Source organism: Glutamicibacter sp. NPDC127525 (assembly GCF_042672105.1).
In the GTDB taxonomy this organism is placed as follows: Bacteria; Actinomycetota; Actinomycetes; order Actinomycetales; family Micrococcaceae; genus Glutamicibacter.
Genome location: NZ_JBHXVN010000001.1, coordinates 418,710 through 441,431, shown reverse-complemented (window position 1 = coordinate 441,431; position 22,722 = coordinate 418,710). Strand labels below are relative to the sequence as shown.

Sequence of the window (22,722 nt, the reverse complement as noted above, 5' to 3'; positions counted from 1 at the left end):
CCTTCCGAGCGGTGCGTGGGGTAGATGTTCACAGACTACAGGTGTTTGATCACACAGATGAGGGGTTGCGTGGTGATTTTGCCAACCACTATTTCGCGGGGGCGGCATGCCTGAGTCCGAGCGCGGCCAGGTGGGCGCCAACGCCCTGGAGGAAGTGCAGGAATCGCTGCAGGACTGGATCGACGTGTTCGCCCTGTGCGCGGATGCCACCCGCATGAAAATACTGATTGCCATGCACGCCGCGCCGCTGTCCTCGGTCACCCAGCTGGCCGATGCCGCGCAGCTGGGCGCAAACACCGTGACCCAGTCGTTGGCCACGTTGCGCAAGGCCGGGGTAGTTCAGGTGCAGCGGGATGGAAAGTACCGCCGCTGGGAGCTGGTGCACCCCGGCGTGCATCAGCTGCTGCACCAGATGGACGCCCCGCATTCTCACCTGCACCCCGAGCATTAGTCCCGCGTGCAAACGCGCCGCAGAACGCAGAAGGCGCAACTGAAGGCACGGGCTTGGCATCATATTGTGCCGGACCCATGCCCGCGGGCAGTTCCCTGGGATTAGCGCTTGCGCTGCACCCGGGCCTCGTCCCAGACCGGCTCGTCGGACTCGTAGACGGTGCCGTCGGAGCCGAAGACCAGGAAACGGTCGAAGCCGCGGGCGAACCAGCGGTCGTGGGTCACCGCCAGCACGGTGCCCTCGAACGCGTCGATGGCCCGTTCCAGCGCTTCGCCCGAATGCAGGTCCAAGTTATCGGTGGGTTCATCGAGCAGCAGCAGGGTCGCCCCGGACAGCTGCAGCAGCAGGATCTGGAACCGCGCCTGCTGGCCACCGGAGAGCGATTCGAACTTCTGCTCGGACTGCGCTGCCAGCCCGTAGCCATCCAGCGCTCCGGCCGCCGCCTCGCGCGGCATTCCGGAGCGGTGCTCGTCGCCGCGGTGCAGGATTTCGAGCAGGGTGCGGCCAAACAGGTCCGGGCGGCTGTGGGTCTGGGCGAAGTAGCCCGGGCGGATGCGCGCTCCCAGCTTCACCGTGCCGGCATGCGCCACCGGGGCGATCACCACATCGGAGACCGGCAGGTGCTCGCGCTCCGGGTCGGATCCGCCGGAGGCCAGCAGGCGCAGGAAGTGCGACTTGCCCGAGCCGTTCGAACCCAGCACGCCCACCCGGTCGCCGAACCAGATTTCGGTATTGAAGGGCTTCATCAGCCCGGTCAGCTCGAGCTTTTCGGCCACGACCGCGCGCTTGGCGGTGCGCCCGCCCTTCAGCCGCATCTGCACGTTCTGCTCCAGCGGGATCGCCTGCGGCGGACCGGCCTCCAGGAACTTCTCCAGCCGGGTGGTGGCCGCCTGGTAGCGGTTGGCCATGTCGGAGCGGAACGCGGCCTTGGTCTTGTACATGTTGACCAGTTCCTTGAGCTTGGCGTGCTCCTCGTCCCAGCGCTTGCGCAGCTCCTCGAAGCGCTCGTTGCGCTCCTTGCGGGCTTCCACATAGGAGCCGAACGCGCCGCCGTGCACCCAGGCGGTGGCCCCGCCGTGGCCCGGTTCCAGGGTCACGATGCGGGTGGCGGCGTTGTCCAGCAGCTCGCGGTCGTGGCTGATGAACAGCACGGTCTTGTTGGAGCGGGACATGATCTCTTCCAGCCAGCGCTTGCCGGGCACGTCAAGGTAGTTATCCGGCTCGTCGAGCAGCAGCAGTTCGTCGTTGCCTTCGAAGAGCGCTTCGAGGACCAGGCGCTTCTGCTCGCCGCCGGACAGGGTGCGCGCCAGCCGGTCCCCGGCCTTGTCGAACCCGATGCCCAAGGCGGCCATGCAGACCTTGTCCCAGGTGGTTTCCAGCTCGTAGCCGCCGGCGTCGCCCCACTCGATGATCGCCTCGGCGTAGCGCATGTGGACTTTCTCGTCCTCGCTGGTGAGCATTTTGGCCTCGTACTCGGCGACCTTGGCGGCGGCCTGGGCCAAAGCCGGTGCGGCGGTGGACAGCAGCAGGTCCTTCACCGTGGAGTCGTCGCGCACCTGCCCGACGAACTGGCGCATGATGCCCAGGGTGCCGGTGCGGTTGATGGAGCCTTCGTCGGCCTTCAGGTCTCCTGCGATGATCTTGAACAGGGTTGTCTTGCCGGTGCCGTTGGGTCCGATCAGCGCGGTCTTGGAGCCGGCGGTGACCTTGAAGGCCGCGCCGCCCAGAAGCTGGGTGCCGTCGGAAAGGAAATACTGGATGTCTGTCACGTCTATATGGGCCACCCGGCAATCCTATCGGGTAGATTGCCGAACATGCAGATCACAGTAGAAATTTACGGAGCGCTCCATGCCTGCTGCCATTCAGCGTTTTCGGTAGGAGATCACGTGCGCTGGCAGCTGGCCCAGGTGCGCAATGGGCGCGGGGAAATTTCCTTCGAGCTCGATGACCACGGCACCTTCGATGGCACGGGGGTGCCCGTGGCAGCAGTCGCCGCCCGGGTGGTGCGCATCCAGTACCGGGATCATGAACGTGCGGCGAAGGCCGGGGGACTGGCAGGTGGCCCTGTCCCGGTGGTCGATACCCTGCATGTTCCCGAAGTCACGGATTTCGACCACAACTGGATCGTGGTGGGACTGGAAGTAGCGGATCCGAAGAGCCTTCCGCCGCTGGCCGACTGGGATGAGGGCGCGCCCCTGCCTGGTGGCGCGCCCCGCGGCGGCTAGTTGTACTTGTAGAACCCTTCGCCGGCCGCTGCGCCGAGCTTGCCCTGATCGATGTACTGGGTCTTGAGCAGCTCGGCGAACTTCTGGCTGGTTGCATCGCCTGCACGGGAAATGTTGTAGGCGGTGTTCAGCCCCACGATGTCGTAGATCTCGAACGGACCATGCGGCGCTCCGGTGCCCAGCTTCCAGGTCTTGTCGATGGTCTGCGCATCGGCGACCCCGTTGACCAGCAGGTGGCTGGCGGACTGCAGGAAGGGGACCAGCAGCGAGTTCAGCACGTAGCCCGGCTGCTCCTTGAGCACCCGGATCGCGACCAGCCCGGTACGCTCGGCGAAATCGACCACTGCTTCGTAGGCTTCGGGGGTGGTTGCTGGTGTGCCCATGACTTCGCCGGTGTTGTTGGACCAGATGCGGTTGGCATAGTGCAGGGCGAGGAATTGTCCGGGGCGGCCAGTGAACTCGGCGATATCCGAGGGCAGCAGGGTCGATGAATTGGTGGCGAATATGGCCTGTTCGGGGGCCAGCACGGCCAGCTTCCGGTAGGTCTGCGCCTTGATCTCCAGATTCTCGGGCACCGCCTCGATGACTAGGTCGGCCTCCCGCACCGCGTCGGCCAGATCGCTGGTCAGTTCGATGGACTCGCGGGCGGATTGGGCCTTCTGCGGGTTCCCGAAGTACTGGGCGTACTGCGCAACCAGGGCATCCAGCCGCTGGTTTGCGGCGGCCAGCGCTTGCTCGCTGATGTCGTAGCCGATGACGGGCAAGCCGTGGTAGGCGGTTTGGAAGATGATTTGTGCTCCGAGCACGCCAGTGCCCAGAACGGTGATGCGTTGCAGTTCCATGATTCTCCTTGGGGTACAGCTTCACTCTCCGCTTTTAGTTGCGCCATTTCAACTAAATGTGAGCGGGAGAACGCCCGACACCTGCTGGTTGGCTGCCAGTTGCCGAACATTCACTTTCTGGCTAGGTGGTGCTGGAACTCTTGGGGAGTCATCCGCAACCAGCATGGGGGAGAACTACGTGCACCGCATATCCAAGAAGGCCCCGGGAGTCCTGGCCGCCGCCGTCATCGCCGCGAGCCTGTCGCCGCTAGCCGCCGCCGCGGACCCGGGGGAGTACTTCGAACGCGAGGCCACCTACCCGGTCTACCAGAACCATCCCGAGGGCGCCGCGGCCCAGACCGCCGCAGAAATCTCCACCGTATCGGCGGACGGCAACACGCTGATCTACTCCGATGCGCTCTCGCGCAGCGTCGGCTTTCTGGACATTTCCAACCCTGCCGCGCCGAAGGGCCTGGGCCTGCTGGGCCTGCACCAGCTGGGCAGCGCCGAGGACGAGCCCACCAGCGTGGCCGCCTACGGCGACTACGTGTTCGTGGTGGTGAACACCTCGGCCAGCTACAGCGACCCCTCGGGGCGGGTGGATGTGGTGCGGATTGCCGACCGCACGCTGGTGCACAGTTTTGCGCTGCCAGGCCAGCCCGATTCCATCGCGCTGTCTGCCGACGGTGCCTACGCGGGCATCGCCATCGAGAATGAACGCGACGAGGACGCTGGCGAAGGCGCGCTGCCGCAAGCCCCGGCCGGATCGATCGCCATCATGGACCTGCAAGGCGCGGACCCGGCCGGCTGGAAGCTGCGCGAAGTCCCGCTCACCTCCGGTTCCCGCACCGAACCGATTGCGCTGCCGCTGCTGGCCGCGGCCGGTCTCGACACCCCGCAAGACCCCGAGCCCGAGTACGTCACGATCAACGAGAAGAACCAGCTGGCGGCAACCCTCCAGGAAAACAACGGCGTGGTGCTGGTGGACCTGGCCTCGGGCGGGATTACCGGCGCCTTCAGCACCGGGACCGTGGATCTGGCGGGGATCGACACCGAAAAGGACGGCGTGCTCGATCCCAGCGGGGAGCTGAAGGGCGTGCCGCGCGAGCCCGATGCCATCGGCTGGATCCAGGACCGCTATCTGGCCACGGCCAATGAGGGCGACTGGAAGGGCGGCAGCCGCGGATTCACGATCTTCGATTCCGCCACCGGCGACGTGGTGTGGGATGCCGGCAATAGCTTCGAGCACCTCGCGCTATCCCAGGGCTTGTTCCCGGAGCAGCGCGCAGGGAAGAAGGGCGTTGAGCCCGAAGGGCTGGCCATCGCCGAATTCGGCGGCGTGGACTACGGATTCATCGCGGCCGAACGCGGGAACTTCGTGGCCGTGTACGACCTGTCCGAGCCATCCAGCCCGCGCTATCTGCAAAGCTTGCCGACCACCAACGGCCCGGAAGGGATCTTGCCGATCCCCGGGCGCAACCTGCTGGCCATCGCCTCGGAAACCGATGAGGGCCAGGTGCGCTCGGCGGTGTCCCTGTACTCCTTCGGCGCCGCCGCGCCGCAGTTCCCGCAGCTGTCCTCGGATGCCGCCGATCCGGTGCCATTCGGTGCGCTCAGCGGCCTGTCGGCCAACCCGGCCGATGCTTCGCAGCTCTTCGCGGTCAGCGACAACGCGTACGAACCACGCATCTACACCCTGGGCGCCGGCACCCCGGCCACCGTGGAATCCTCGATGGCGGTGACCTCGGCCAGTACCGAACTGGACCTGGAAGGCATTGCCGCCCGCGCGGAGGGCGGTTTCTGGGCCGCCCATGAAGGGGCCACCGGGGCGGAAAACCTGCTGGTGCGCATCGACGCGGCCGGTGCGGTGCAAGAAGAAGTCGCGCTGCCTGCACTGGCGGGGCTGGGCAAGCACGGGCTGGAAGGCATTGCCGCGACCGGCTCCGGGAAACAGGAAGAAGTAGTGTTCGCCGTGCAGCGCGAACTGCCCGGCGAGGACTTCGTCCGCCTGGGCAAGTACCTGCCGTCCACCGGGGAATTCAGCTGGTACGGCTACCGGCTGGACGCGGCTGCCGAAGGTGCATGGAATGGCCTGTCGGAAATCACCGCCCTGCCCGATGGCTCCTATGCGGTGATCGAACGCGATAACCAGGTGGGTCCGAACGCCAAGCACAAGGCGGTCTACCAGTTCCGGCTTCCGCAAGCCGTAGCCGGAGAGGTGCCGCTGGTCGAGAAGAAGCTGGCGGCCGATGCGTTGCCTGCCCTGCAGGAAACCAGCGGATGGACCCAGGAAAAGCTGGAGGGGCTGGCCGTAGCCGATGGCCACCTCTACATGGTGACCGATAACGATGCGGTGGATGAGGCCACCGGCGAGACCGTCTTCGCGAACCTCGGTGCGGTGGAAGAGGTCTTCGAGCTGGCCGGCCAGGCACCAAGCGACGCGCCAGGCGAAGAACAGGGTGAAGACCAGGGCGAAGAGCTAGCCGCGGAACCAACCCGGAACCCCTCGCCGCAGCCGAGCGGGGAATCGCACGATCCTTCGCAGGTCCCGGATCCGACCCGGGAAGCTGGCCAGTCCCAGGCGCCGCAGGCCGCGGATCCAGCCCAGCCGGAAGCCAGCGAACACCTCGCCGATACCGGTGCGAACAGCTTCTGGCTGATTCCGGTGGGCGCGGTGATCGCGCTGCTCGGCGCCGCGGCGGCCCTCAAGACCGCACGGGCCCGGGCGAAGTAGGCCGAGCGGAAGGAACCAGGAAAACAGCGAAGGCGTGGCACCTATGCAGGTGCCACGCCTTCGGTATTGACAGCTAGTTCTTCTTCTGCGAAATCACGACCGCGGCCACGACGGCGATGATCAGCGAGATCACCAGGAACTTGCCGCCATTGCCGGACTTCTTGTCCTGGGCGGCGAGGTTCTTCTGCGCGGCCTGCACAGCGCTCTCCACCGAGGCGCGGGCACGCTTGGCGGCCTTGGAATTCCCGCCGACATTCTCGATCAGGTTGGCGCCGGCCTTGCTGATGGCTTCGGTGTTGACACCGGAGACGGCCTCGTTCCAGCCGCCACGGATTTCCTTCGGCAGCTCTTCCTTGGCAGCCTTGGCGAGTTTCGCCAGCGACTTTTCAACTTGCTTCAAGCTCTTGGCAGTCTTCGACATGTTGTTCCTCTCTGATGGACCTTGAGTCTGGTGGACCTTGAGGTCTCAGCTCCCAGCCTAGCCAGCCGGGGGTGGGCACTCAAGGCCGCGCCGTTGCGCTGACTGCGAACTGGGAATTTACTGGGAGGCTGCGGGCGGGCGCAGCTTGCGAATGCGGGTCCGCAGCGCGCTGAGCAGGCACAGCAGCATCAGTATCGCCGCGATCGAAAGCACCGTGGCAAACCCGGGAGAGGTGGCGTGGCCGGTGTAGCGGTCCACGATGATCCAGCCGATCACCCATAGCGCGCCGGCGTTCAGGTAGATCCCCATGGGATTCTTGAAGCTCACCGCGCTGAGGAACAGCGCCAGGAGCAGCACCGACAGGGCGCAGGCGCCCTTGAACATCAGGGAGCTGGCGTCGGCCCCGGACAGGGCGGCGAAGGCGACAGTTTCGGCCAGCACGATCACCGAAAGCCACCCGGTGAACAGCCCGAAACTGGCGCGGGTAATCCACCGGTCCACTTGCTGCAGGGCAGGGGTCTTGCCGATCATCACCACGATGCGGATCAGCAATGCCAGCAGGAGCAGGCCGAACACCAGCGAAGTGCCGATGCGGTCGCGCTCCAAGAACGCCACCCACAGCGCATTGCACAGCACCGCGCCGAGCACCCAGGGGCGCAGCCGCCGATGGAACCCGGTGCGTTCTTGCGGCAGGCATTGCCAAATCGCATAGAACGCCACTGCGGCCATCAGCCCGAACCAGGGCAGCTGCCCGATGCGCGGCACCGAGGTGACGGTGGCGTCCTGCCCCATCCACCCGCCGGCGAGTGTTTCCAGCCCGGCGGCGGAAAGCACCGCCCACGCCGCCCAGCCCAAGCCGAGCAGGATGATGGCGGCATAACCGCCGGTAACCAGCCTTCTTTTCACGATTCCGAAGGTACCACGCCGCCAAGGGTTAAAACCGTTCGCCACGGTTAGAGTGGAGCCATGACAGATCTTTGGGTACGCCGTGCCATTTCCCTGCTCGACGCTGACGCGAACCGCAGCGCCGACACCCACCTGCATCGCTTCGAACTTCCCGCCCACTGGGGGATCGAGCTCTATTTGAAGGACGAGTCGGTGCACCCCACCGGTTCGCTCAAGCACCGGCTGGCACGCTCGCTGATCCTCTACGGGCTGGTCAACGGGAAGATCGGCGAAGGCACCACGCTGGTGGAGGCCTCCAGCGGATCCACGGCCGTTTCCGAAGCCTACTTCGCGCGGATGCTGGGGCTGGACTTCATCGCGGTGGTGCCCAAATCCACCAGCGGCGAGAAGATCGAGCTGATCGAGTTCTACGGCGGGCGCTGCCACCTGGTGGACGCGGCCGGCCAGGTCGATGAGGCGGCCCGCGCGCTGGCGGCCGAAACCGGCGGCTACTACCTGGACCAGTTCACCTATGCCGAGCGGGCGACGGATTGGCGCGGGAACAATAACATTGCCGAGTCGGTGTACGCGCAGATGGCCGCCGAAACCCACCCGATCCCCAGCTGGATCGTGGTCGGTGCCGGGACCGGCGGCACCAGCGCCACCTTCGGGCGCTATGCGCGCTACAAGCGGCACGAAACCAGGATCTGCGTGGGCGATCCGGAAGGCTCCTCCTTCTACGGGGGATGGCGCACCGGGGACATGGGCTACGCGACGGGGCAGGGATCGCGCATCGAGGGGATCGGCCGGCCCAGCGTGGAACCGAGCTTCGTGCCCGGGGTAATCGACCAGATGGTGCAGGTGCCCGACGCCGCCTCGCTGGCAGCCATGCATTTCCTGCGCGCCAAGACCCGCTACTTTGCCGGCGGCTCCACCGGGACCAACCTCTACGCGGCGTTCGGGATCATCGCCCAGATGCTCGAACGCGGCGAGCAGGGCTCGGTGGTGACGCTGATCTGCGACTCCGGCGAGCGCTACGCGAACACCTACTACAACGAGCAGTGGGTGGCCGAGCAGGGCCTGGACCTGGAGCCCTACGCCGCGCAGCTGGAGCGCTTCATCCAGACCGGGGCCTGGAGCTAGCTGCCACGCAGGGCGGGCATGAGCCCGGCCCGCTTCTTGCGCTGGTGCACCGAGAAGTAGCCCAGGCCCGCTTCGCCGGCCACGAAGCGCCGTTGGGAGCGGGCGGGCAGATAGATGATGTCGCCGATGGCCAGCTCGATGGATCCGCTGGCGGTATGCAGCACCCCGGAGCCGGCGAAGACGTGCAGCACCACGTCCAGCTCCGGGCCCTGGTGCTCCCCGATCTCTCCGGACGGGGCCAGCGAGATCACGTTGGCGTCGAGGTCGCGCTGCCCGGGTTCCAGCTTCCAGATCGCTCCGTTGGTTTCTCCGGCGGCCAGCTCGGTGGTATTGGCCATGCGGCGCGGTTCGGGCATCGTCTCTCCTTGAAGTTCTCTGCTGCAGCTTCCAGCCTATCCAATGGCGGGCAACGCCCCGGTCCACCGGGCGGTGACGCGGTGCGTGCCGAACTGAGCCAGTTGGCCACGCGGCCGCTCATCCTGGCCATGGCACTGGGAGCGCTGGTCAACGGGGGCACCTTCGCGGCGTTCACCTTCATCGCGCCGGTTGCGGCTATCACCGCCGGCGTGGCCGAGGGATGGGTTTGGGCCGCGCTGGTCCTGTTCGGGCTCGGATCCTTCCTCGGCGTAACCAGCGCAGGGCGGCTATCGGATCGGCGACCGGGCCTGGTGCTCTTCTCCGGAGGACCGCTGCTGCTGGCCGGTTGGGTCGTGTTGGCTTGGACCGCGTCGCATCCCATGGCGCTGCTCTGCCTTGTCTTCATCCAGGGTTTCCTGATTTTCGGCGTCGGCAGCACCGTGATTGCGCGGGTGCTCTACGCGGCCTGGGCATTGGCGGCGGCCGCTCCCTTGGCCATGCTGCTGAGCCGGCGCATGCTGTTGGATACCACGGCTGGCTCCCATCGATGATCCGCCGCGGCGCGCTTCGCCCACAGGCCCCGGGATGCCGGGAAAGAAGGCGCGGTGGACCTGGGTGCACCGGTGCGGGGTAGCCGGCGTTGCCCGGTAGGCAGCGCTCGTTGCGTGCGCCACCTGCCGGTGTGTTGGGAGGAACCTTCGGCAGCGTCAAAAACCCATGACACAAGGTGGCTGGCGCAGTAGGGTGAAGAATAGACCTACTGGAAAATTGTGTGCAGGAGGAATGTTTTGCCTACCGTAGCCGACCACCTGATTGAACAGCTCGATACCCAGGGAGTGCGCCGGATTTACGGCCTTCCGGGGGATTCCCTGAACGGCTTGACCGATTCATTGCGGGAGAACGGGCGGATCGAATGGGTCCACCACCGCCATGAGGAAGCCGCTGCCTTCGCCGCGGCGGCCGAAGCCGGAATCACCGGAGAGCTGACGGTATGCGTCGGCTCTTGCGGTCCGGGGAACCTGCACCTGATCAACGGGCTGTACGACGCGAACCGCTCGCGCGTGCCGGTGCTGGCGATTGCAGCGCACATCCCTACCGAGGAGATCGGTTCCAACTACTTCCAGGAGACCCACCCGGTGGAAGTCTTCCGTGGCTGCTCGGTCTATGCCGAACAGGTTTCCGACCCCAAGCAGATGCCGCGCATGCTGCGCATTGCGATGCGCGAGGCCATCGAGAAGCGCGGCGTGGCAGTACTGGTGATTTCCGGCGATGTCGCGTTGGCGGAGATGGAACGCACGCCCACCCAGGAAATCACCAAGACCAACCCGCGGGTGCTGCCCAATGAAGACGAGCTCGAGCGCACCGCGGAGATCCTCGAAGGCTCGCGCAAGGTCACCATTCTGGCTGGTGCGGGCGTGGCAGGAGCCCATGATGAGGTGATCGCGCTGGCTGGCAAGCTCGGCGCGCCGATCGTGCATGCGATGCGAGGCAAGGAGCATATCGAGTACGAGAACCCCTTCGATGTGGGCATGACGGGCCTGCTGGGTTTCGCTTCGGGCGCCAAGGCGATTGCCGAATGCGACGTGCTCCTGATGCTGGGCACCGACTTCCCCTACCAGCAGTTCTACCCGCAGGACGCGACCATCATCCAGGTGGATATCCGCGGCGAGCAGATCGGCAAGCGCACCCGGGTGGACATCCCGCTGGTGGGCACCGTGAAGGACACCGCGGCGGCTCTGGATGCGCTGCTGCCGGTGCAGACCCACCGCAAGCACCTGGAGACAGCGGTGGAGCATTACCGCAAGACCCGTACGAAGCTCGACGAGCTCGCCACGCCCTCCAAGCCGGGTGCTGCAATCCATCCGCAGTATCTGGCCCGGCTGATCGACCAGCACGCAGATGAGGATGCGATTTTCACCGCCGATGTGGGATCTCCGGTGATTTGGGCAGCCCGCTACCTGACCATGACCGGCAAGCGACGGGTGCTCGGCTCCTTCAACCACGGTTCCATGGCCAACGCACTGTGCCATGCCCTGGGCGCCCAGGCAATTGACCGGCAGCGCCAGGTTATCGCGTTCGCCGGTGACGGCGGATTGGCCATGATGCTCGGTGAGCTGCTGACCGCCACGCAGAACAAGCTGCCGATCAAGATCGTGGTGTTCAACAACTCCTCGCTGAATTTCGTGGAACTGGAAATGAAGGCCGCCGGGTTCGTCACCTACGCCACCGATCTGCACAACCCCGACTTCGGGGCCGTAGCTACCGCCTCGGGGCTCAAGGGCTACCGGGTAGATGATTCGGCGCAGCTTGAAGCCACGGTGCAAGAATTCCTGGCCCATGACGGTCCTGCGCTGCTGGATGTGGTGACCGACCGCCAGGAGATGTCGATGCCACCGGAAATCAAGTTGGAACAAGCCAAGGGATTTGCCTTGTATGCCATACGCACCGTGCTCTCCGGGCGTGGCGACGAGCTGCTGAATCTGGCTAAAACCAATTGGCGGCAATTGTTCTAGTCCTTTTATGCCTATGCTTGTTGCTGGTGCCCTTGGCACCAGCAACACGTTTGTGACATCAAGAAAGTTGGCGCTTTGGCTTCGCAACCTGCCGCTACCCACGCGGCCACCATCGAGGATTTCACCCGCAACCTGGCTGCTGTCAACCAGAAGATCGCCGCGGCGGCGCTGGCTGCCGGCCGCGACGCTGGCTCGGTTCGGCTGCTGCCGGTCACCAAAACCATCGATTTCGAGCGCTTGGCATTGGCCATTGCTGCCGGTGTGGACACGCTGGGGGAAAATAAGGTCCAAGAGGCCCAAGGCAAGTACGAGCACTTCTGCGAGGATTTCCCGCACCTGCGTTATGCGATTATCGGTCCCTTGCAGACCAACAAGGCGAAGTTCGTGGCGAAGTTCGCTGATGAGTTCCATGCCTTGGACTCGCTGAAACTGGCACAGACCCTGCAACGCCGTTTGGAGGCAGAGGATCGGACGCTTGAAGTCTTCATCCAGGTCAATACCTCCGGCGAGGAAAGCAAATCAGGCATCGAAGCTGCTGGGGCAGCGGACTTGCTTGGCGGGTTGGCGCCGCTGGATCGGTTGACGCCAGTGGGCTTGATGACCATGGCCGCAAATACCAAGGACGAAGCATCTATCCGTGGCAGCTTTGCGTTGCTGCGCGAAACCCGTGACCAATTGCAGCAGGATGCTCCTGAAAGCTTCCAGCACCTGTCCATGGGCATGAGCGGAGACTACGAGCTGGCCATCGCCGAGGGGGCCACCATCGTGCGTGTAGGCCAGGGAATCTTCGGTGCCCGCACCTACCCGGACTAAGTCGCTTCTGCGTCGCCACTGAGCTTCGTTGCAAGGGCAGCTGGCAAATCGCCAGCTGCCCTTGCTGCGCGTTCTCCACAGCCGGTCGTGCGTCGGCCAAACTGTGGGTGCCAGGGGCGACACTACATGTAGTGGTGCACACCGTGTACCCCGAACTACATGGAGGGTGCAGAACACGCCGACGAACATCTCACAAGAAGAATTTTTAACCCACAGCGGACTTCTGCCAACCTGTGGACAAAGGTCTCGAGTCCGCGAGAAATCGCGGTTTAAACGGGGGTTAATATCCACAGTTCCTGTGGACGTTGCCGTGGATGAATGACATACTTGTAATACATCATGTTGTGGCCGCTTGACCCGCCAAACACAAGATGTAGTATTGAACCCGTCGGTGCGGCTCGCACCAGAAGCACCTCGAAACAGTGGTTTTGAGGCATCCGAGAGGATGGCTAGGACTTTTCCGAAAATCCGGGATCTTAGCCGAAACCAAGACTTTTTAAAGGGGATCAGGGACATGGCCATCACGGTTTACACGAAGCCTTCCTGCGTTCAGTGCAACGCTACGTACCGCGCGCTGGATAAGAAGGGTGTCGAGTACAACAAGGTAGACATCTCTCAGGATGCGGCAGCTTTGGAGCACGTTCGTGGCTTGGGCTACATGCAGGCACCTGTCGTAATCACCGATGACGATCACTGGTCGGGCTTCCGCCCAGACAAGATCGAGCTGCTGGCTCCAGCCAACTAATCAAGAATTCCATCCGCTAGCTTGTAGTGGAGGCGAAAAGCAATGTCACCTGCAGCGCTTGCCGATAGGCAAAATGCTGAGGCCCAGGAACCGCTGGAACTCACCGATTCGAAACTGATCTATTTTTCATCTGTTTCGGAGAACACCAAGCGTTTCGTGGACAAACTTGAGATGGATGCCGCACGGATTCCGGTCTATGCGACCGAACCGCAGCTGATCTCAACTGCACCGTACGTGCTGCTCATACCCACTTATGGCGGAGAGCGTGGCAAGCGCTCGATCATGCCGCAGATCATGAAGTTCCTGCGGCATGAAGCGAACCGCGTGAATCTTCGCGGCGTGATCGGTGCAGGGAACACAAACTTTGGCGAGTACTACTGCATTGCGGCAAAACGCATTGCCGAGAAATGCAACGTACCCGTGCTTTACACATTCGAAATTATGGGAACCTCAGAAGACGTTCTCAACGTCAAAGAAGGGCTTGAAACCTTTTGGACACCAGCGTCGCAGAACCGGCAGCAACGATGAATAGCTCAAAGGAGCTCCCAGCCCAGTTCCAGGGCTTGAGCTACAACGACCTCAACGCCATGCTGAACCTTTACGGACCAGATGGAAAGATCCAGTTTGAGGTGGACCGCTACGCGGCTCGCCAGTACTTCTTGGACCACGTGAACAACAACACCGTGTTCTTCCATGACCTCGATGAGAAGCTTGAATATCTGGTCAAGCACGAGTACTACGAGCGTGAAACCCTCGATCAGTACTCGATGAACTTCATCCGGGATTTGTTCAAGCACGCCTTCGGCAAGAAGTTCCGTTTCGAAACCTTCTTGGGCGCCTTCAAGTTCTACACCTCGTACACGCTGAAGACCTTCGATGGCAAGCGCTATCTGGAACGCTACGAAGACCGCGTATGCATGGTTGCCCTGCACCTGGCACGTGGCGATGAAAAGCTGGCCATGCACCTGGTCGATGAAATCATTGAAGGCCGCTTCCAGCCTGCCACCCCAACCTTCCTGAACGCCGGCAAAGCACAGCGTGGCGAACTCGTCTCCTGCTTCCTGCTGCGCATCGAAGACAACATGGAATCGATTGCCCGCGCAGTCAACTCGTCGCTTCAGCTGTCCAAGCGCGGAGGTGGCGTTGCCCTGTCGCTGACCAACCTGCGTGAGCACGGTGCGCCGATCAAGCAGATCGAGAACCAGTCTTCCGGCGTCATCCCGGTGATGAAGCTTCTTGAAGATTCCTTCTCCTATGCAAACCAGCTCGGTGCACGCCAGGGCGCAGGTGCCGTTTACCTGAACGCACACCACCCGGATATCTACCGCTTCTTGGACACCAAGCGCGAAAACGCTGATGAGAAGATCCGTATCAAGACCCTGTCCTTGGGTGTTGTTATTCCGGATGTCACCTTCGAGCTGGCTCGCAAGAACGAAGACATGTACCTGTTCAGCCCGTACGACGTCGAGCGCGTCTATGGCGTACCGTTCAGCGAAATCTCCGTCACCGAGAAGTACTACGAGATGGTAGACGACGCTCGGATCAAGAAGACGAAGATCAGCGCCCGCGAGTTCTTCCAGACCCTGGCCGAGATCCAGTTCGAGTCCGGTTACCCGTACATCATGTTCGAAGACACCGTGAACAAGGCCAACCCAATTGCCGGCCGCATCACCATGTCGAACCTGTGCTCGGAAATCCTCCAGGTTTCCTCCGCTTCGGAGTTCTCTGACGACCTGAGCTATAAGACCGTCGGCAAGGACATCTCCTGCAACCTCGGTTCGATGAACATCGCCAAGGCCATGGACGGCAAGGATCTGGCTACCTCGGTAGACATCGCCATCCGTGCCCTGAGCGCAGTCTCGGACATGTCCTACATCGCCTCGGTTCCTTCGATTGCTGACGGCAACAGCAAGTCGCACGCCATCGGCCTGGGCCAGATGAACCTGCACGGCTTCCTGGCCCGCGAGCACATCTACTACGGCTCCGAAGAAGGCATCGACTTCACCAATATCTACTTCTACACGATCCTGTTCCATGCACTGACTGCATCGAACAAGATCGCCATGGAGCGCGGCGAGACCTTCGATAACTTCGAGAACTCGAAGTACGCCTCGGGTGAATTCTTCGACAAGTACACCGAGCAGGAATGGGTTCCAGCTACCGAGCGCGTGCGCGAACTGTTCGACGGCATGCAGATTCCTACCCAGGAAGACTGGAAGGCGCTGAAGGCTTCTGTCATGGAGCACGGCATCTACAACCAGAACTTGCAGGCAGTTCCTCCCACCGGTTCGATCTCGTACATCAACAACTCGACTTCCTCGATCCACCCGGTCGCAGCGAAGATCGAGATCCGCAAGGAAGGTAAGATCGGCCGCGTTTACTACCCGGCTCCTTACATGAACAACGAGAACATCGACTTCTACGAAGACGCTTACGAAATCGGCTACGAGAAGATCATTGACACCTACGCTGCCGCAACCCAGCACGTAGACCAGGGCCTGTCGCTGACCTTGTTCTTCAAGGACACTGTCACCACCCGTGACATCAACAAGGCCCAGATCTACGCATGGCGCAAGGGCATCAAGAGCCTGTACTACATCCGCCTTCGCCAGCTTGCGCTGGAAGGCACCGAGGTTGAAGGCTGCGTTTCCTGCGCACTGTAAGACCTTGATCCATTGACCGGTTAGCCGGGCAATGGCATCACGCAACAGCTGCCGCATGGTTTCGTCCAACGGCAGCTGTTGCATATCAAAACGACCTCAGATCGTGTCAGCGATCTGACAATAACTTGGGGCCTTGCTGTACAGGCGGCGTTCGAAAGAACGGTAGAGTTGTAAGCAAAGTTCTTAATACGATTTAGCTTTTCGATGAGGGGCAATGACCGAGAAGATTCAGCTCACCAACAAGGTTGAGGCAATCAACTGGAACCGTATCCAGGACGACAAGGACGTAGAGGTCTGGAACCGCCTCGTCAATAACTTCTGGCTGCCGGAGAAGGTGCCGCTGTCCAACGACATCCAGTCGTGGGGAACCCTGACCGAAGACGAGAAGCTGCTGACCATGCGCGTCTTCACCGGTCTGACCCTGCTTGATACCTTGCAGGGCACCGTTGGCGCTGTTTCGCTGATTCCAGATGCGATCACCCCACACGAAGAAGCCGTGTACACCAACATTGCCTTCATGGAATCGGTGCACGCAAAGAGCTACTCCTCGATCTTCTCGACCTTGGCATCGACCAAGGAAATCGACGAAGCCTTCCGCTGGTCCACTGAAAATGTGAACCTGCAGAAGAAGGCTCAGATCATTGAGAGCTACTACCACGGCGAAGATCCACTGAAGCGCAAGATTGCTTCGACCCTGCTCGAATCGTTCTTGTTCTACTCGGGCTTCTACCTGCCAATGCACTGGTCCTCGCATGCGAAGCTGACCAACACTGCAGACCTGATCCGCCTGATCATCCGCGACGAAGCTGTTCACGGTTACTACATCGGATACAAGTTCCAGAAGGGTCTAGAAAACGAGACCGAGGAGCGCAAGCAGGAGCTGAAGGACTACACCTTCGAGCTGATGTATGAACTGTACGAAAATGAAGTCCAGTACACCCACGATCTCTATGATCCGGTAGGCCTGTCCGAGGACGTCAAGAAGTTCTTGCACTACAACGCCAACAAGGCGCTGATGAACCTGGGCTATGAGGCGATGTTCCCATCGACCGTGACCGACGTGTCGCCAGCGATTTTGGCTGCGTTGAGCCCGAACGCTGATGAGAACCACGACTTCTTCTCCGGCTCCGGTTCGTCGTACGTGATCGGCAAGGCAGTGAACACCGAAGACGAAGACTGGGATTTCTAATCTAGAAAATCTTCAGCCTAATTGGTGATGGCCAGCAGGACCGGACTCATGCAGAGTCCGGGCCTGCTGGCATTTAAGCTGTTCCGAAGTTGACGAATCCGGCTGGGCTAACGGTACGTCAGCGGTGGACCGAGCAAGATCTTGGGGAGCCTGTGGTGTTGGAAACGCCAATGGTTATCACGTGCGAACCCGGTGCGTGGACAAATGTCCCGTTTGCGCGGTGAGCAGCGGTTATGAAATCTGGAGTTCGTTCTCGCAGTATCCCCATCGAGACAAGGACAACCGCCAGATCGCGGGGAATTATGGCTTGGGCGGAAGCAACCTGGCCCGCAACCGCAGATGAACGCGAAATGGCGAGATTTCGCAGGTATCGTGAGCAACGGGGTTTGACTAGCATCCACGCGAGTCCAGCCTCTTAAGGCAAAAACTCCTTCGGCCACAAAAGCAGAAGAGAGAGACCTCAGCACGGCGGTCGAATAATCAGATCGCTGCATCATTATGGTTCTCTGCCAAAGCAAAATGGGGGTCCAAATGCCTAGCTTGCCAGGCAAACTGGAGCGATTGAAACACCAATTATCGGGGCTTGGCGAGGTCTTTATTGTGCCTCCTGCTGAAGATGGATACGTATTCTTGCGGTATGCCGACTCCCAAGAGCTATACGCATTCGACTGCACTTTCGAAGAAGTGCTCAATCACGCGGCTCAACCTGGTGGCGAAGAGTTCTGGCCTCAAATGGAACCATTTGAAGCTCAAGTGGCGCTCTTCGCGGTGCACGTCATGGAAACGATCGAGACTGCGCCGGACAAGGCACGTATTTTGAGCTTTGGAGGCAGTGGTCTTGAGGCAGCGAAAGGTAAGCTGCCTACGGCAGCGATTCGTGAAAACGAGTAACTTGAGTAGGCGTAATAGCAATCTCGGTATGCTTCCAGAGAAGCATGCGCCGCCGTTGCCCTATTCGAAAGGACCGATCTCACATACGGGTCCGAAATTTTGCGCCTTCGCCGACGGCTCAGCCAAACTGGGGTCTGAAGACCGCGAGATGGACTCCAATCCGGAGCCGCAGAGGTGTTCGCTGTTGATGTGAACCGTGAACTTAAAGTGGGACTGCCTGCTGACCCGGCAGAGCGATACGCCAGTATTATTCGAGCGTCGAAAGATGCGGATCCGCAATCAAGGTGAGTTACCTAGCCCATTGAATTGGAAATTCATGGGGATGCGACCACTCCGGCTATAGCCCAGCTTCGGTGGGTCCATAGTCATGCACAGCGGCGCACTCAACGCTCGGAGATAAATAGTAGATACTTAGACAGTACAGGTAGCTATAAATGCGGGGGAGTCAATGTGCAGATCGAATCCACTTCGGATGAACAGCGTTCATTGGATGACCAGCAGATTCAGCGGATTCGACGCAAGTCGATTTCCGTCCTCGCTGCGGGACAAATTCTTGGAGGTCTAGGCGGTGGCGCAACCCTGACTTTGGGGTCGCTGCTGATCGTAAGCATTTCCGGACTCGATGCATTGGCTGGCATGGCCGCGACCATGAATACTTTAGGTGCTGCCATCATGGCGTTGCCTTTGGCATTGCTTGCCCAGAAGTTCGGCCGGCGTATTTCGCTGTCGACCGGCGCATTGCTGGCAGCCAGCGGTGTTGTCGTCATCATTGCCGCAGCTTTTCTGAGATACTGGCCGTTGCTGCTGCTTGGAATGCTGGTTCTGGGAACAGGTTCGGCAATGAACCTCCAATCTCGATTCGCCGCCACCGACTTGTCCACCACGGCTACACGAGGCCGTGACCTTTCCCTGGTTGTGTGGTCAACAACTGCGGGTGCAGTCATCGGCCCGAATTTATTTGAACCTGGAGAAGAGCTAGCGCAGTTCATTAGCCTTCCACCGTTTACCGGTGGCTTTCTTATTGCGATGTGCGCCCAGCTGGTAGGGGTTCTTATTTATTGGCTGGGCTTGCGTCCCGATCCGTTGCAGATCGCACAGCGTCAGGCGGCTGCCCAAGCGAGCGAGGTTCAGCTTCGCCGCCGCGGCTGGAGCATCCTAAGAAACACTTCTGCTGCCAGGTATGCCGTGCTTACCGTCGCCTTGACTCATCTTTATATGGTGTCCATGATGTCGATGACTCCAATTCACATGCAGCATCAAGGGGCAAGCCTCACGCTCATCGGGATCACCATTTCGGTCCATGTTGCGGGGATGTATGCGCTCTCACCAGTCTTTGGCTGGCTCACAGATATGCTAGGTCCACGAACGGTCATCTTTACCGGGCAGGCGTTGCTAGTTACCGCAAGCATCTTGGTATGGAGCAATGCAGAGAACCATACCGTGACAACTTTGGCGTTGCTTAGTCTAGGCCTCGGTTGGTCGGCGTCGACGGTTGCAGGCGCAACGATGATTACTGGATCAGTTGGCCTTGCCGAACGTCCGAAGTTGCAGGGCACGTCGGACCTCTGCATGAATCTGGCTGGTGTGCTTGGCGGTCTCACCGCTGGCCCAATTTTGGCAGCTGTAGGGTTCCGCGGACTGGCCGTGGTGCTGTTGATTTTCGCGATGTTCATGATCGCTGTGAATATGAAGTCTAATAGCGCTGGAACTGTTCACGAGTAGGGTGCAAATCCAATTCGGTAATAGGCACTTCAAATGAAGGAGAGCATATTCATGGCAGGCAGAAGGCAGTGAATCAAAGTTGGGGGAGGGCCGGCTGGAATGGCCGCCGGTTTAATGCTGCTCGCAGCGGTGTGACAGTAGCGGTTCATGAAAAGCACCGTGAGTTCCTCAGGGACTTTCGCGGTGGCACCATCTGTCCGTCAACTTTGCACGTGCTCGATGAACTGGGACTGGTGGGCGAATTCTTAGAATCGGGTTCAGCAAAGTTACCCAGGCAAGTAGTCCGGTCTCCAACGGATCGCCGGCAACCGTTCCTAACCTGTCGCGAATGCAGCTCCCTTTTCGATTCATTGCCGTGGCGCCACAGTGGAGTTTCCGCAATCTACTAGCCCGTGCAGTTGATAGTCGAATTCCGAGCTGAATTCCGGCTACCGATGCCGATAGCTGCTGCTTTCCGCTTGCCCCCGAAGCAGACGGAACTGCCAGGTAGATTGCTTGGCGTTGGGGTTCTTCGCGAACGACCTCCGGTCGAAGCCTGCAGCTAAGAACCGGTTAAAAGCAACAAAGGTGCAGTTCCAACCTTGCGGGGAACTACACCTTTGAAGAAAGTCTCTTAGCGAGCCTGGATGTTGGTTGCCTGTGGGCCCTTTGGACCAGCTTCCAGGGTGTACTCAACAGTCTGGCCCTCTTCGAGGCTACGGAAACCGAAGCTCTGGATTGCGCTGTAGTGTGCGAAGACGTCAGCCGATCCATCCGAAGGAGCGATGAAGCCGAAGCCCTTTTCAGCGTTGAACCATTTCACGGTGCCAGTGGCCATAGTGTTATATCCTTATTTATTGATTGGCCACGATGTGGCCTGGTTGCCGATCCGAAGTTCCGAATCGGAAAATTTAGGGGTTACCTCGCGCAGAGCTGCCGAGAACGATTCGCCTGCCGTCGATACGGAGAATCGAATACTGATTTTGCCGGTATCGGCCAAAACGGGGGTCGCTGCACTTGCTTAAACATCGTCGGATTCCAGGCTGCTAACGGGTAATGACCCCACGCTAGCGGAGTAGAACAAGGAATCCACAGAAAAGTGACGTACGGAGTCGTCGAGATGTTTTATCTGCAGTGAAGAAGAGAAGATGAAGAATTCGTTTCGATAGGAGCTCATTCGATCTGAAGATCGATGAACCGATTTGTAAAGCACAGACGATTTGTTGGCTGTGCTACAAATCCTACTGCTAACAATTACTGGCGGGGACTCACACCTGCAACCGTTGAGGTAACAAATCAAGCGTACCATTGATCGTTGGTCCGTGGGGCGTGATGCGTGATACTTGGGCGTTTTGGCAATGCAAATCGTTGCATCGACATTCGTTATTTGCCTGTTGACTAGTGTTTTAGTAAATATTATTTTTCCGGAAAATTGATGCGGGCTATTTTCATGCTCACCCAGCGGCCCTGGCTCTACCCCGTTTGGGCCGGTGCCCGAAGGGGTAGAGCCAGCAGTTACGGATTCGCTTGCGCCTGGACCTTAGCTAGCTGATTTCCGAGCAGATCCGCATTTACGGCTGCTCCGGCGATCGTTCCGGCTGCGGCTGCTGCCATGACCATCGCGCCTAGGTTGCTGGCATTCCCTGCCGCATAAACCCCTGGCAGGGCTGTGGCACCCATTTCATTGACCTGGATGAAGGTGCCAAGCGGGTGCTCGGCAAGCTGTCCGCCGAGCTTGAGATAGAGCGAGGCTTGTGCGTTCATTCGGCTTGCAACTACCAGAGCTTGAGCGCTGATCTTCTGGCCGTCTGCCAGCGTGACTGAATCCAGAGTCCCCTGGGTGTCGAAATCGATTGCTTTCACTGGCTGCTCAACCACCGGTATTCCCAATGCGGCAAGTGTCGCGCGATTTTCATCGTTCAATGCATCCGGGGTGTGGTTGACGAAGGTGATCTTCGAGCTGAGCTGGCTGAACATCATTGCTTGGTGCGTGCTCATGGGGCCGATTCCGAGTATCAGGATCTCCTGGTCACGCACTTCCCAGCCGTGGCAGTATGCGCAATGGATCGCGGTATCACCCCATGCTTGGGCCAGCCCCGGAATCGACGGCAAATCATCAATGAGGCCCGTTGCCAGCACGATTCGTTCGGCGCTAAAGGTATTCCCTTCAGCTGAGACGTTGAATCCGGTGTCCAGTGAACCGGTGAGGTTCTCCACCTCGCCTTCGATGATCCGCGCGCCATAGCTAATCGCTTCCTGCCGTCCGCGGGCCAGGAGGTCCAGCGGGTTGATGCCTTCGTTTCCCAGAACGTTGTGGGCATGCTGCGCTGCCGCGTTCCGCGGATTTCCCTCGTCGATGACCAGGACAGTGCGCCGTGAGCGGCCCAATGCGACTGCGGCCGCGAGCCCGGCACTGCCGCCGCCGATAATGATCGCTTCGAAATGTTCCATGATTCCTCTCCCTGCTATTTGTGATGTTGTGTCCACGGTATCGACGTTTTGCGCTGTGGGGTGTACCGTTTTGCGCATGACGCAAGAATTCGAAGTTGACCAAGTTATCCGCCAGCGCATAAGAACGTTGCGGCAGAACCTCGGCTGGTCGTTGGAATCGTTGGCGAGCAAGGCTTCCCTGAGCGTTTCCACGCTCAGCAGGATTGAAACGGGAGGCCGGCGTATTGCTCTTGACCAGCTGGTTCCAATAGCCAAGGCACTGAATACCAGCTTGGATGAGCTCGTATCGACCTCTGAAGCCGAGATTATTATCCGCCCGGAGCCGATTTCGATGCCCGGGATAACCATGTGGAAGCTGTCCACCGATGACGCAGTTAACGGGGTGAATGTGTCGAAAATGCGTTTCGACCCTTCGCAGGCGCCTGCTCCCACCGAGCTGCGTATTCATCCGGGCAAGGAATGGTTCACAGTGCTCCTCGGAGAAATCCAGCTAAAGCTAGGAGATCGCACCTATCACGTGAAGGCGGGGCAATCTGCGCAGTTCGACACAATGACTCCTCATGCCCTGTGGGCGGTCAATGGCATTGCCGAGGTGCTCGGAATCATGGATAATGCAGGCCAACGAGCCCATGAGCACGACACAGCCAGCTAGTTTAGTGATTTCAATTACTCTTGGATAACCTGAGGGCAGAGTATTGAACACTGCGATGCCAGGAGGG

21 protein-coding genes and 1 pseudogene are annotated in these 22,722 nt (G+C 60.5%); 15 read left to right on the top strand and 7 right to left on the bottom strand.

Going from position 1 to position 22,722, the window contains the following annotated elements:
• The first annotated feature begins 106 nt into the window (after window positions 1-106).
• Window positions 107-451: a helix-turn-helix transcriptional regulator gene (locus tag ACFVHU_RS01995; RefSeq protein ID WP_105658520.1), complete on the top strand. Its 345-nt coding sequence runs from the start codon at window positions 107-109 to the stop codon at window positions 449-451.
• A 101-nt stretch (window positions 452-552) separates the two neighbouring features.
• Here ACFVHU_RS01995 and ACFVHU_RS01990 read toward each other — a convergent pair whose 3' ends face one another.
• Window positions 553-2,235, bottom strand: coding sequence for an ABC-F family ATP-binding cassette domain-containing protein (locus ACFVHU_RS01990; RefSeq protein WP_105661405.1), 1,683 nt, complete (start codon window positions 2,233-2,235; stop codon window positions 553-555).
• Between the two features lie 30 nt (window positions 2,236-2,265).
• On the opposite strand from ACFVHU_RS01990, the gene ACFVHU_RS01985 reads away from it, so the two are divergent.
• On the top strand, window positions 2,266-2,676 hold the full coding sequence (locus tag ACFVHU_RS01985) for a hypothetical protein (protein ID WP_388022159.1): 411 nt from the start codon (window positions 2,266-2,268) through the stop codon (window positions 2,674-2,676).
• On the opposite strand, the gene ACFVHU_RS01980 is transcribed toward ACFVHU_RS01985, so the two are convergent.
• Complete coding sequence (locus ACFVHU_RS01980; protein WP_219844345.1) at window positions 2,673-3,518, bottom strand: 3-hydroxyacyl-CoA dehydrogenase; 846 nt, start codon at window positions 3,516-3,518, stop codon at window positions 2,673-2,675. The genes ACFVHU_RS01985 and ACFVHU_RS01980 overlap by 4 nt on opposite strands.
• A 178-nt stretch (window positions 3,519-3,696) precedes the next feature.
• On the opposite strand from ACFVHU_RS01980, the gene ACFVHU_RS01975 reads away from it, so the two are divergent.
• Window positions 3,697-6,231: an esterase-like activity of phytase family protein gene (locus ACFVHU_RS01975; RefSeq protein ID WP_388022157.1), complete on the top strand. Its 2,535-nt coding sequence runs from the start codon at window positions 3,697-3,699 to the stop codon at window positions 6,229-6,231.
• 73 nt (window positions 6,232-6,304) lie between these two features.
• On the opposite strand, the gene ACFVHU_RS01970 is transcribed toward ACFVHU_RS01975, so the two are convergent.
• Window positions 6,305-6,652, bottom strand: a complete 348-nt coding sequence (locus ACFVHU_RS01970) for a hypothetical protein (RefSeq protein WP_105658525.1) — start codon at window positions 6,650-6,652, stop codon at window positions 6,305-6,307.
• 117 nt (window positions 6,653-6,769) lie between these two features.
• Complete coding sequence (locus ACFVHU_RS01965; RefSeq protein ID WP_105661401.1) at window positions 6,770-7,558, bottom strand: hypothetical protein; 789 nt, start codon at window positions 7,556-7,558, stop codon at window positions 6,770-6,772.
• A 60-nt stretch (window positions 7,559-7,618) separates the two neighbouring features.
• On the opposite strand from ACFVHU_RS01965, the gene ACFVHU_RS01960 reads away from it, so the two are divergent.
• Window positions 7,619-8,680 (top strand): PLP-dependent cysteine synthase family protein, encoded by a 1,062-nt coding sequence (locus tag ACFVHU_RS01960; RefSeq protein WP_388022155.1) that lies wholly within the window; start codon window positions 7,619-7,621, stop codon window positions 8,678-8,680.
• On the opposite strand, the gene ACFVHU_RS01955 is transcribed toward ACFVHU_RS01960, so the two are convergent.
• A complete protein-coding gene (locus tag ACFVHU_RS01955; RefSeq protein ID WP_332488756.1) occupies window positions 8,677-9,036 on the bottom strand; it encodes a cupin domain-containing protein in 360 nt (119 codons plus the stop codon). The two genes, ACFVHU_RS01960 and ACFVHU_RS01955, sit on opposite strands and share 4 nt — an antisense overlap.
• Window positions 9,037-9,120: 84 nt before the next feature.
• Here ACFVHU_RS01955 and ACFVHU_RS01950 point away from each other — a divergent pair.
• From ACFVHU_RS01950 to ACFVHU_RS01905, 10 genes and pseudogenes are all read left to right on the top strand, one after another.
• A pseudogene (locus ACFVHU_RS01950) lies at window positions 9,121-9,504 on the top strand (Cmx/CmrA family chloramphenicol efflux MFS transporter); the annotation flags it as partial.
• A gap of 321 nt (window positions 9,505-9,825) precedes the next feature.
• The gene (gene poxB, locus ACFVHU_RS01945; RefSeq protein ID WP_105658529.1) at window positions 9,826-11,550 is read left to right on the top strand and encodes a ubiquinone-dependent pyruvate dehydrogenase; all 1,725 of its coding nucleotides are present in this window, start codon (window positions 9,826-9,828) and stop codon (window positions 11,548-11,550) included.
• Window positions 11,551-11,625: 75 nt separating this feature from the next.
• Window positions 11,626-12,363 carry a YggS family pyridoxal phosphate-dependent enzyme gene (locus ACFVHU_RS01940; protein WP_332488753.1) on the top strand — a complete coding sequence of 246 codons (738 nt, stop codon included), beginning with the start codon at window positions 11,626-11,628 and terminating at the stop codon, window positions 12,361-12,363.
• A 514-nt stretch (window positions 12,364-12,877) separates the two neighbouring features.
• Window positions 12,878-13,108: a glutaredoxin-like protein NrdH gene (gene nrdH / locus ACFVHU_RS01935; RefSeq protein ID WP_013349130.1), complete on the top strand. Its 231-nt coding sequence runs from the start codon at window positions 12,878-12,880 to the stop codon at window positions 13,106-13,108.
• A 42-nt stretch (window positions 13,109-13,150) separates the two neighbouring features.
• Window positions 13,151-13,636 carry a class Ib ribonucleoside-diphosphate reductase assembly flavoprotein NrdI gene (gene nrdI / locus ACFVHU_RS01930; RefSeq protein ID WP_105658531.1) on the top strand — a complete coding sequence of 162 codons (486 nt, stop codon included), beginning with the start codon at window positions 13,151-13,153 and terminating at the stop codon, window positions 13,634-13,636.
• Window positions 13,633-15,771, top strand: coding sequence for a class 1b ribonucleoside-diphosphate reductase subunit alpha (nrdE, locus tag ACFVHU_RS01925; protein WP_105661397.1), 2,139 nt, complete (start codon window positions 13,633-13,635; stop codon window positions 15,769-15,771). Before nrdI ends, nrdE begins: the two co-directional genes overlap by 4 nt.
• A 214-nt stretch (window positions 15,772-15,985) precedes the next feature.
• A complete protein-coding gene (nrdF, locus tag ACFVHU_RS01920; protein ID WP_105658533.1) occupies window positions 15,986-16,960 on the top strand; it encodes a class 1b ribonucleoside-diphosphate reductase subunit beta in 975 nt (324 codons plus the stop codon).
• Window positions 16,961-17,491: 531 nt separating this feature from the next.
• Window positions 17,492-17,851: a hypothetical protein gene (locus tag ACFVHU_RS01915; protein WP_388022151.1), complete on the top strand. Its 360-nt coding sequence runs from the start codon at window positions 17,492-17,494 to the stop codon at window positions 17,849-17,851.
• A 450-nt stretch (window positions 17,852-18,301) separates the two neighbouring features.
• Entirely contained in the window at window positions 18,302-19,573 is a 1,272-nt protein-coding gene (locus tag ACFVHU_RS01910; protein ID WP_388022149.1) for an MFS transporter, read from the top strand.
• Between the two features lie 68 nt (window positions 19,574-19,641).
• Window positions 19,642-19,962 (top strand): FAD-dependent monooxygenase, encoded by a 321-nt coding sequence (locus ACFVHU_RS01905; RefSeq protein ID WP_388022147.1) that lies wholly within the window; start codon window positions 19,642-19,644, stop codon window positions 19,960-19,962.
• A 224-nt stretch (window positions 19,963-20,186) separates the two neighbouring features.
• On the opposite strand, the gene ACFVHU_RS01900 is transcribed toward ACFVHU_RS01905, so the two are convergent.
• Both ACFVHU_RS01900 and ACFVHU_RS01895 read right to left on the bottom strand, forming a co-directional pair.
• The gene (locus tag ACFVHU_RS01900; RefSeq protein ID WP_013349123.1) at window positions 20,187-20,390 is read right to left on the bottom strand and encodes a cold-shock protein; all 204 of its coding nucleotides are present in this window, start codon (window positions 20,388-20,390) and stop codon (window positions 20,187-20,189) included.
• Window positions 20,391-21,067: 677 nt separating this feature from the next.
• Window positions 21,068-22,003, bottom strand: coding sequence for an NAD(P)/FAD-dependent oxidoreductase (locus ACFVHU_RS01895; protein ID WP_388022145.1), 936 nt, complete (start codon window positions 22,001-22,003; stop codon window positions 21,068-21,070).
• Between ACFVHU_RS01895 and ACFVHU_RS01890 the strand changes: the two genes are divergently transcribed.
• Window positions 22,002-22,655, top strand: coding sequence for a helix-turn-helix domain-containing protein (locus ACFVHU_RS01890; protein WP_353616139.1), 654 nt, complete (start codon window positions 22,002-22,004; stop codon window positions 22,653-22,655). The genes ACFVHU_RS01895 and ACFVHU_RS01890 overlap by 2 nt on opposite strands.
• The last annotated feature ends 67 nt before the right edge of the window (window positions 22,656-22,722 follow it).

Bases quoted from the DNA above. Each gene is read 5' to 3' on its own strand.
- ACFVHU_RS01960 (WP_388022155.1), top strand. From the start codon at position 7,619: ATGACAGATCTTTGGGTACGCCGTGCCATTTCCCTGCTCGACGCTGAC.
- ACFVHU_RS01900 (WP_013349123.1), bottom strand. From the start codon at position 20,390: ATGGCCACTGGCACCGTGAAATGGTTCAACGCTGAAAAGGGCTTCGGC.
- ACFVHU_RS01895 (WP_388022145.1), bottom strand. From the start codon at position 22,003: ATGGAACATTTCGAAGCGATCATTATCGGCGGCGGCAGTGCCGGGCTC.
- ACFVHU_RS01970 (WP_105658525.1), bottom strand. From the start codon at position 6,652: ATGTCGAAGACTGCCAAGAGCTTGAAGCAAGTTGAAAAGTCGCTGGCG.
- nrdH (WP_013349130.1), top strand. From the start codon at position 12,878: ATGGCCATCACGGTTTACACGAAGCCTTCCTGCGTTCAGTGCAACGCT.
- nrdF (WP_105658533.1), top strand. From the start codon at position 15,986: ATGACCGAGAAGATTCAGCTCACCAACAAGGTTGAGGCAATCAACTGG.
- ACFVHU_RS01985 (WP_388022159.1), top strand. From the start codon at position 2,266: ATGCAGATCACAGTAGAAATTTACGGAGCGCTCCATGCCTGCTGCCAT.
- ACFVHU_RS01890 (WP_353616139.1), top strand. From the start codon at position 22,002: ATGATTCCTCTCCCTGCTATTTGTGATGTTGTGTCCACGGTATCGACG.
- ACFVHU_RS01980 (WP_219844345.1), bottom strand. From the start codon at position 3,518: ATGGAACTGCAACGCATCACCGTTCTGGGCACTGGCGTGCTCGGAGCA.
- ACFVHU_RS01995 (WP_105658520.1), top strand. From the start codon at position 107: ATGCCTGAGTCCGAGCGCGGCCAGGTGGGCGCCAACGCCCTGGAGGAA.
- ACFVHU_RS01955 (WP_332488756.1), bottom strand. From the start codon at position 9,036: ATGCCCGAACCGCGCCGCATGGCCAATACCACCGAGCTGGCCGCCGGA.
- ACFVHU_RS01915 (WP_388022151.1), top strand. From the start codon at position 17,492: ATGCCTAGCTTGCCAGGCAAACTGGAGCGATTGAAACACCAATTATCG.
- nrdI (WP_105658531.1), top strand. From the start codon at position 13,151: ATGTCACCTGCAGCGCTTGCCGATAGGCAAAATGCTGAGGCCCAGGAA.
- nrdE (WP_105661397.1), top strand. From the start codon at position 13,633: ATGAATAGCTCAAAGGAGCTCCCAGCCCAGTTCCAGGGCTTGAGCTAC.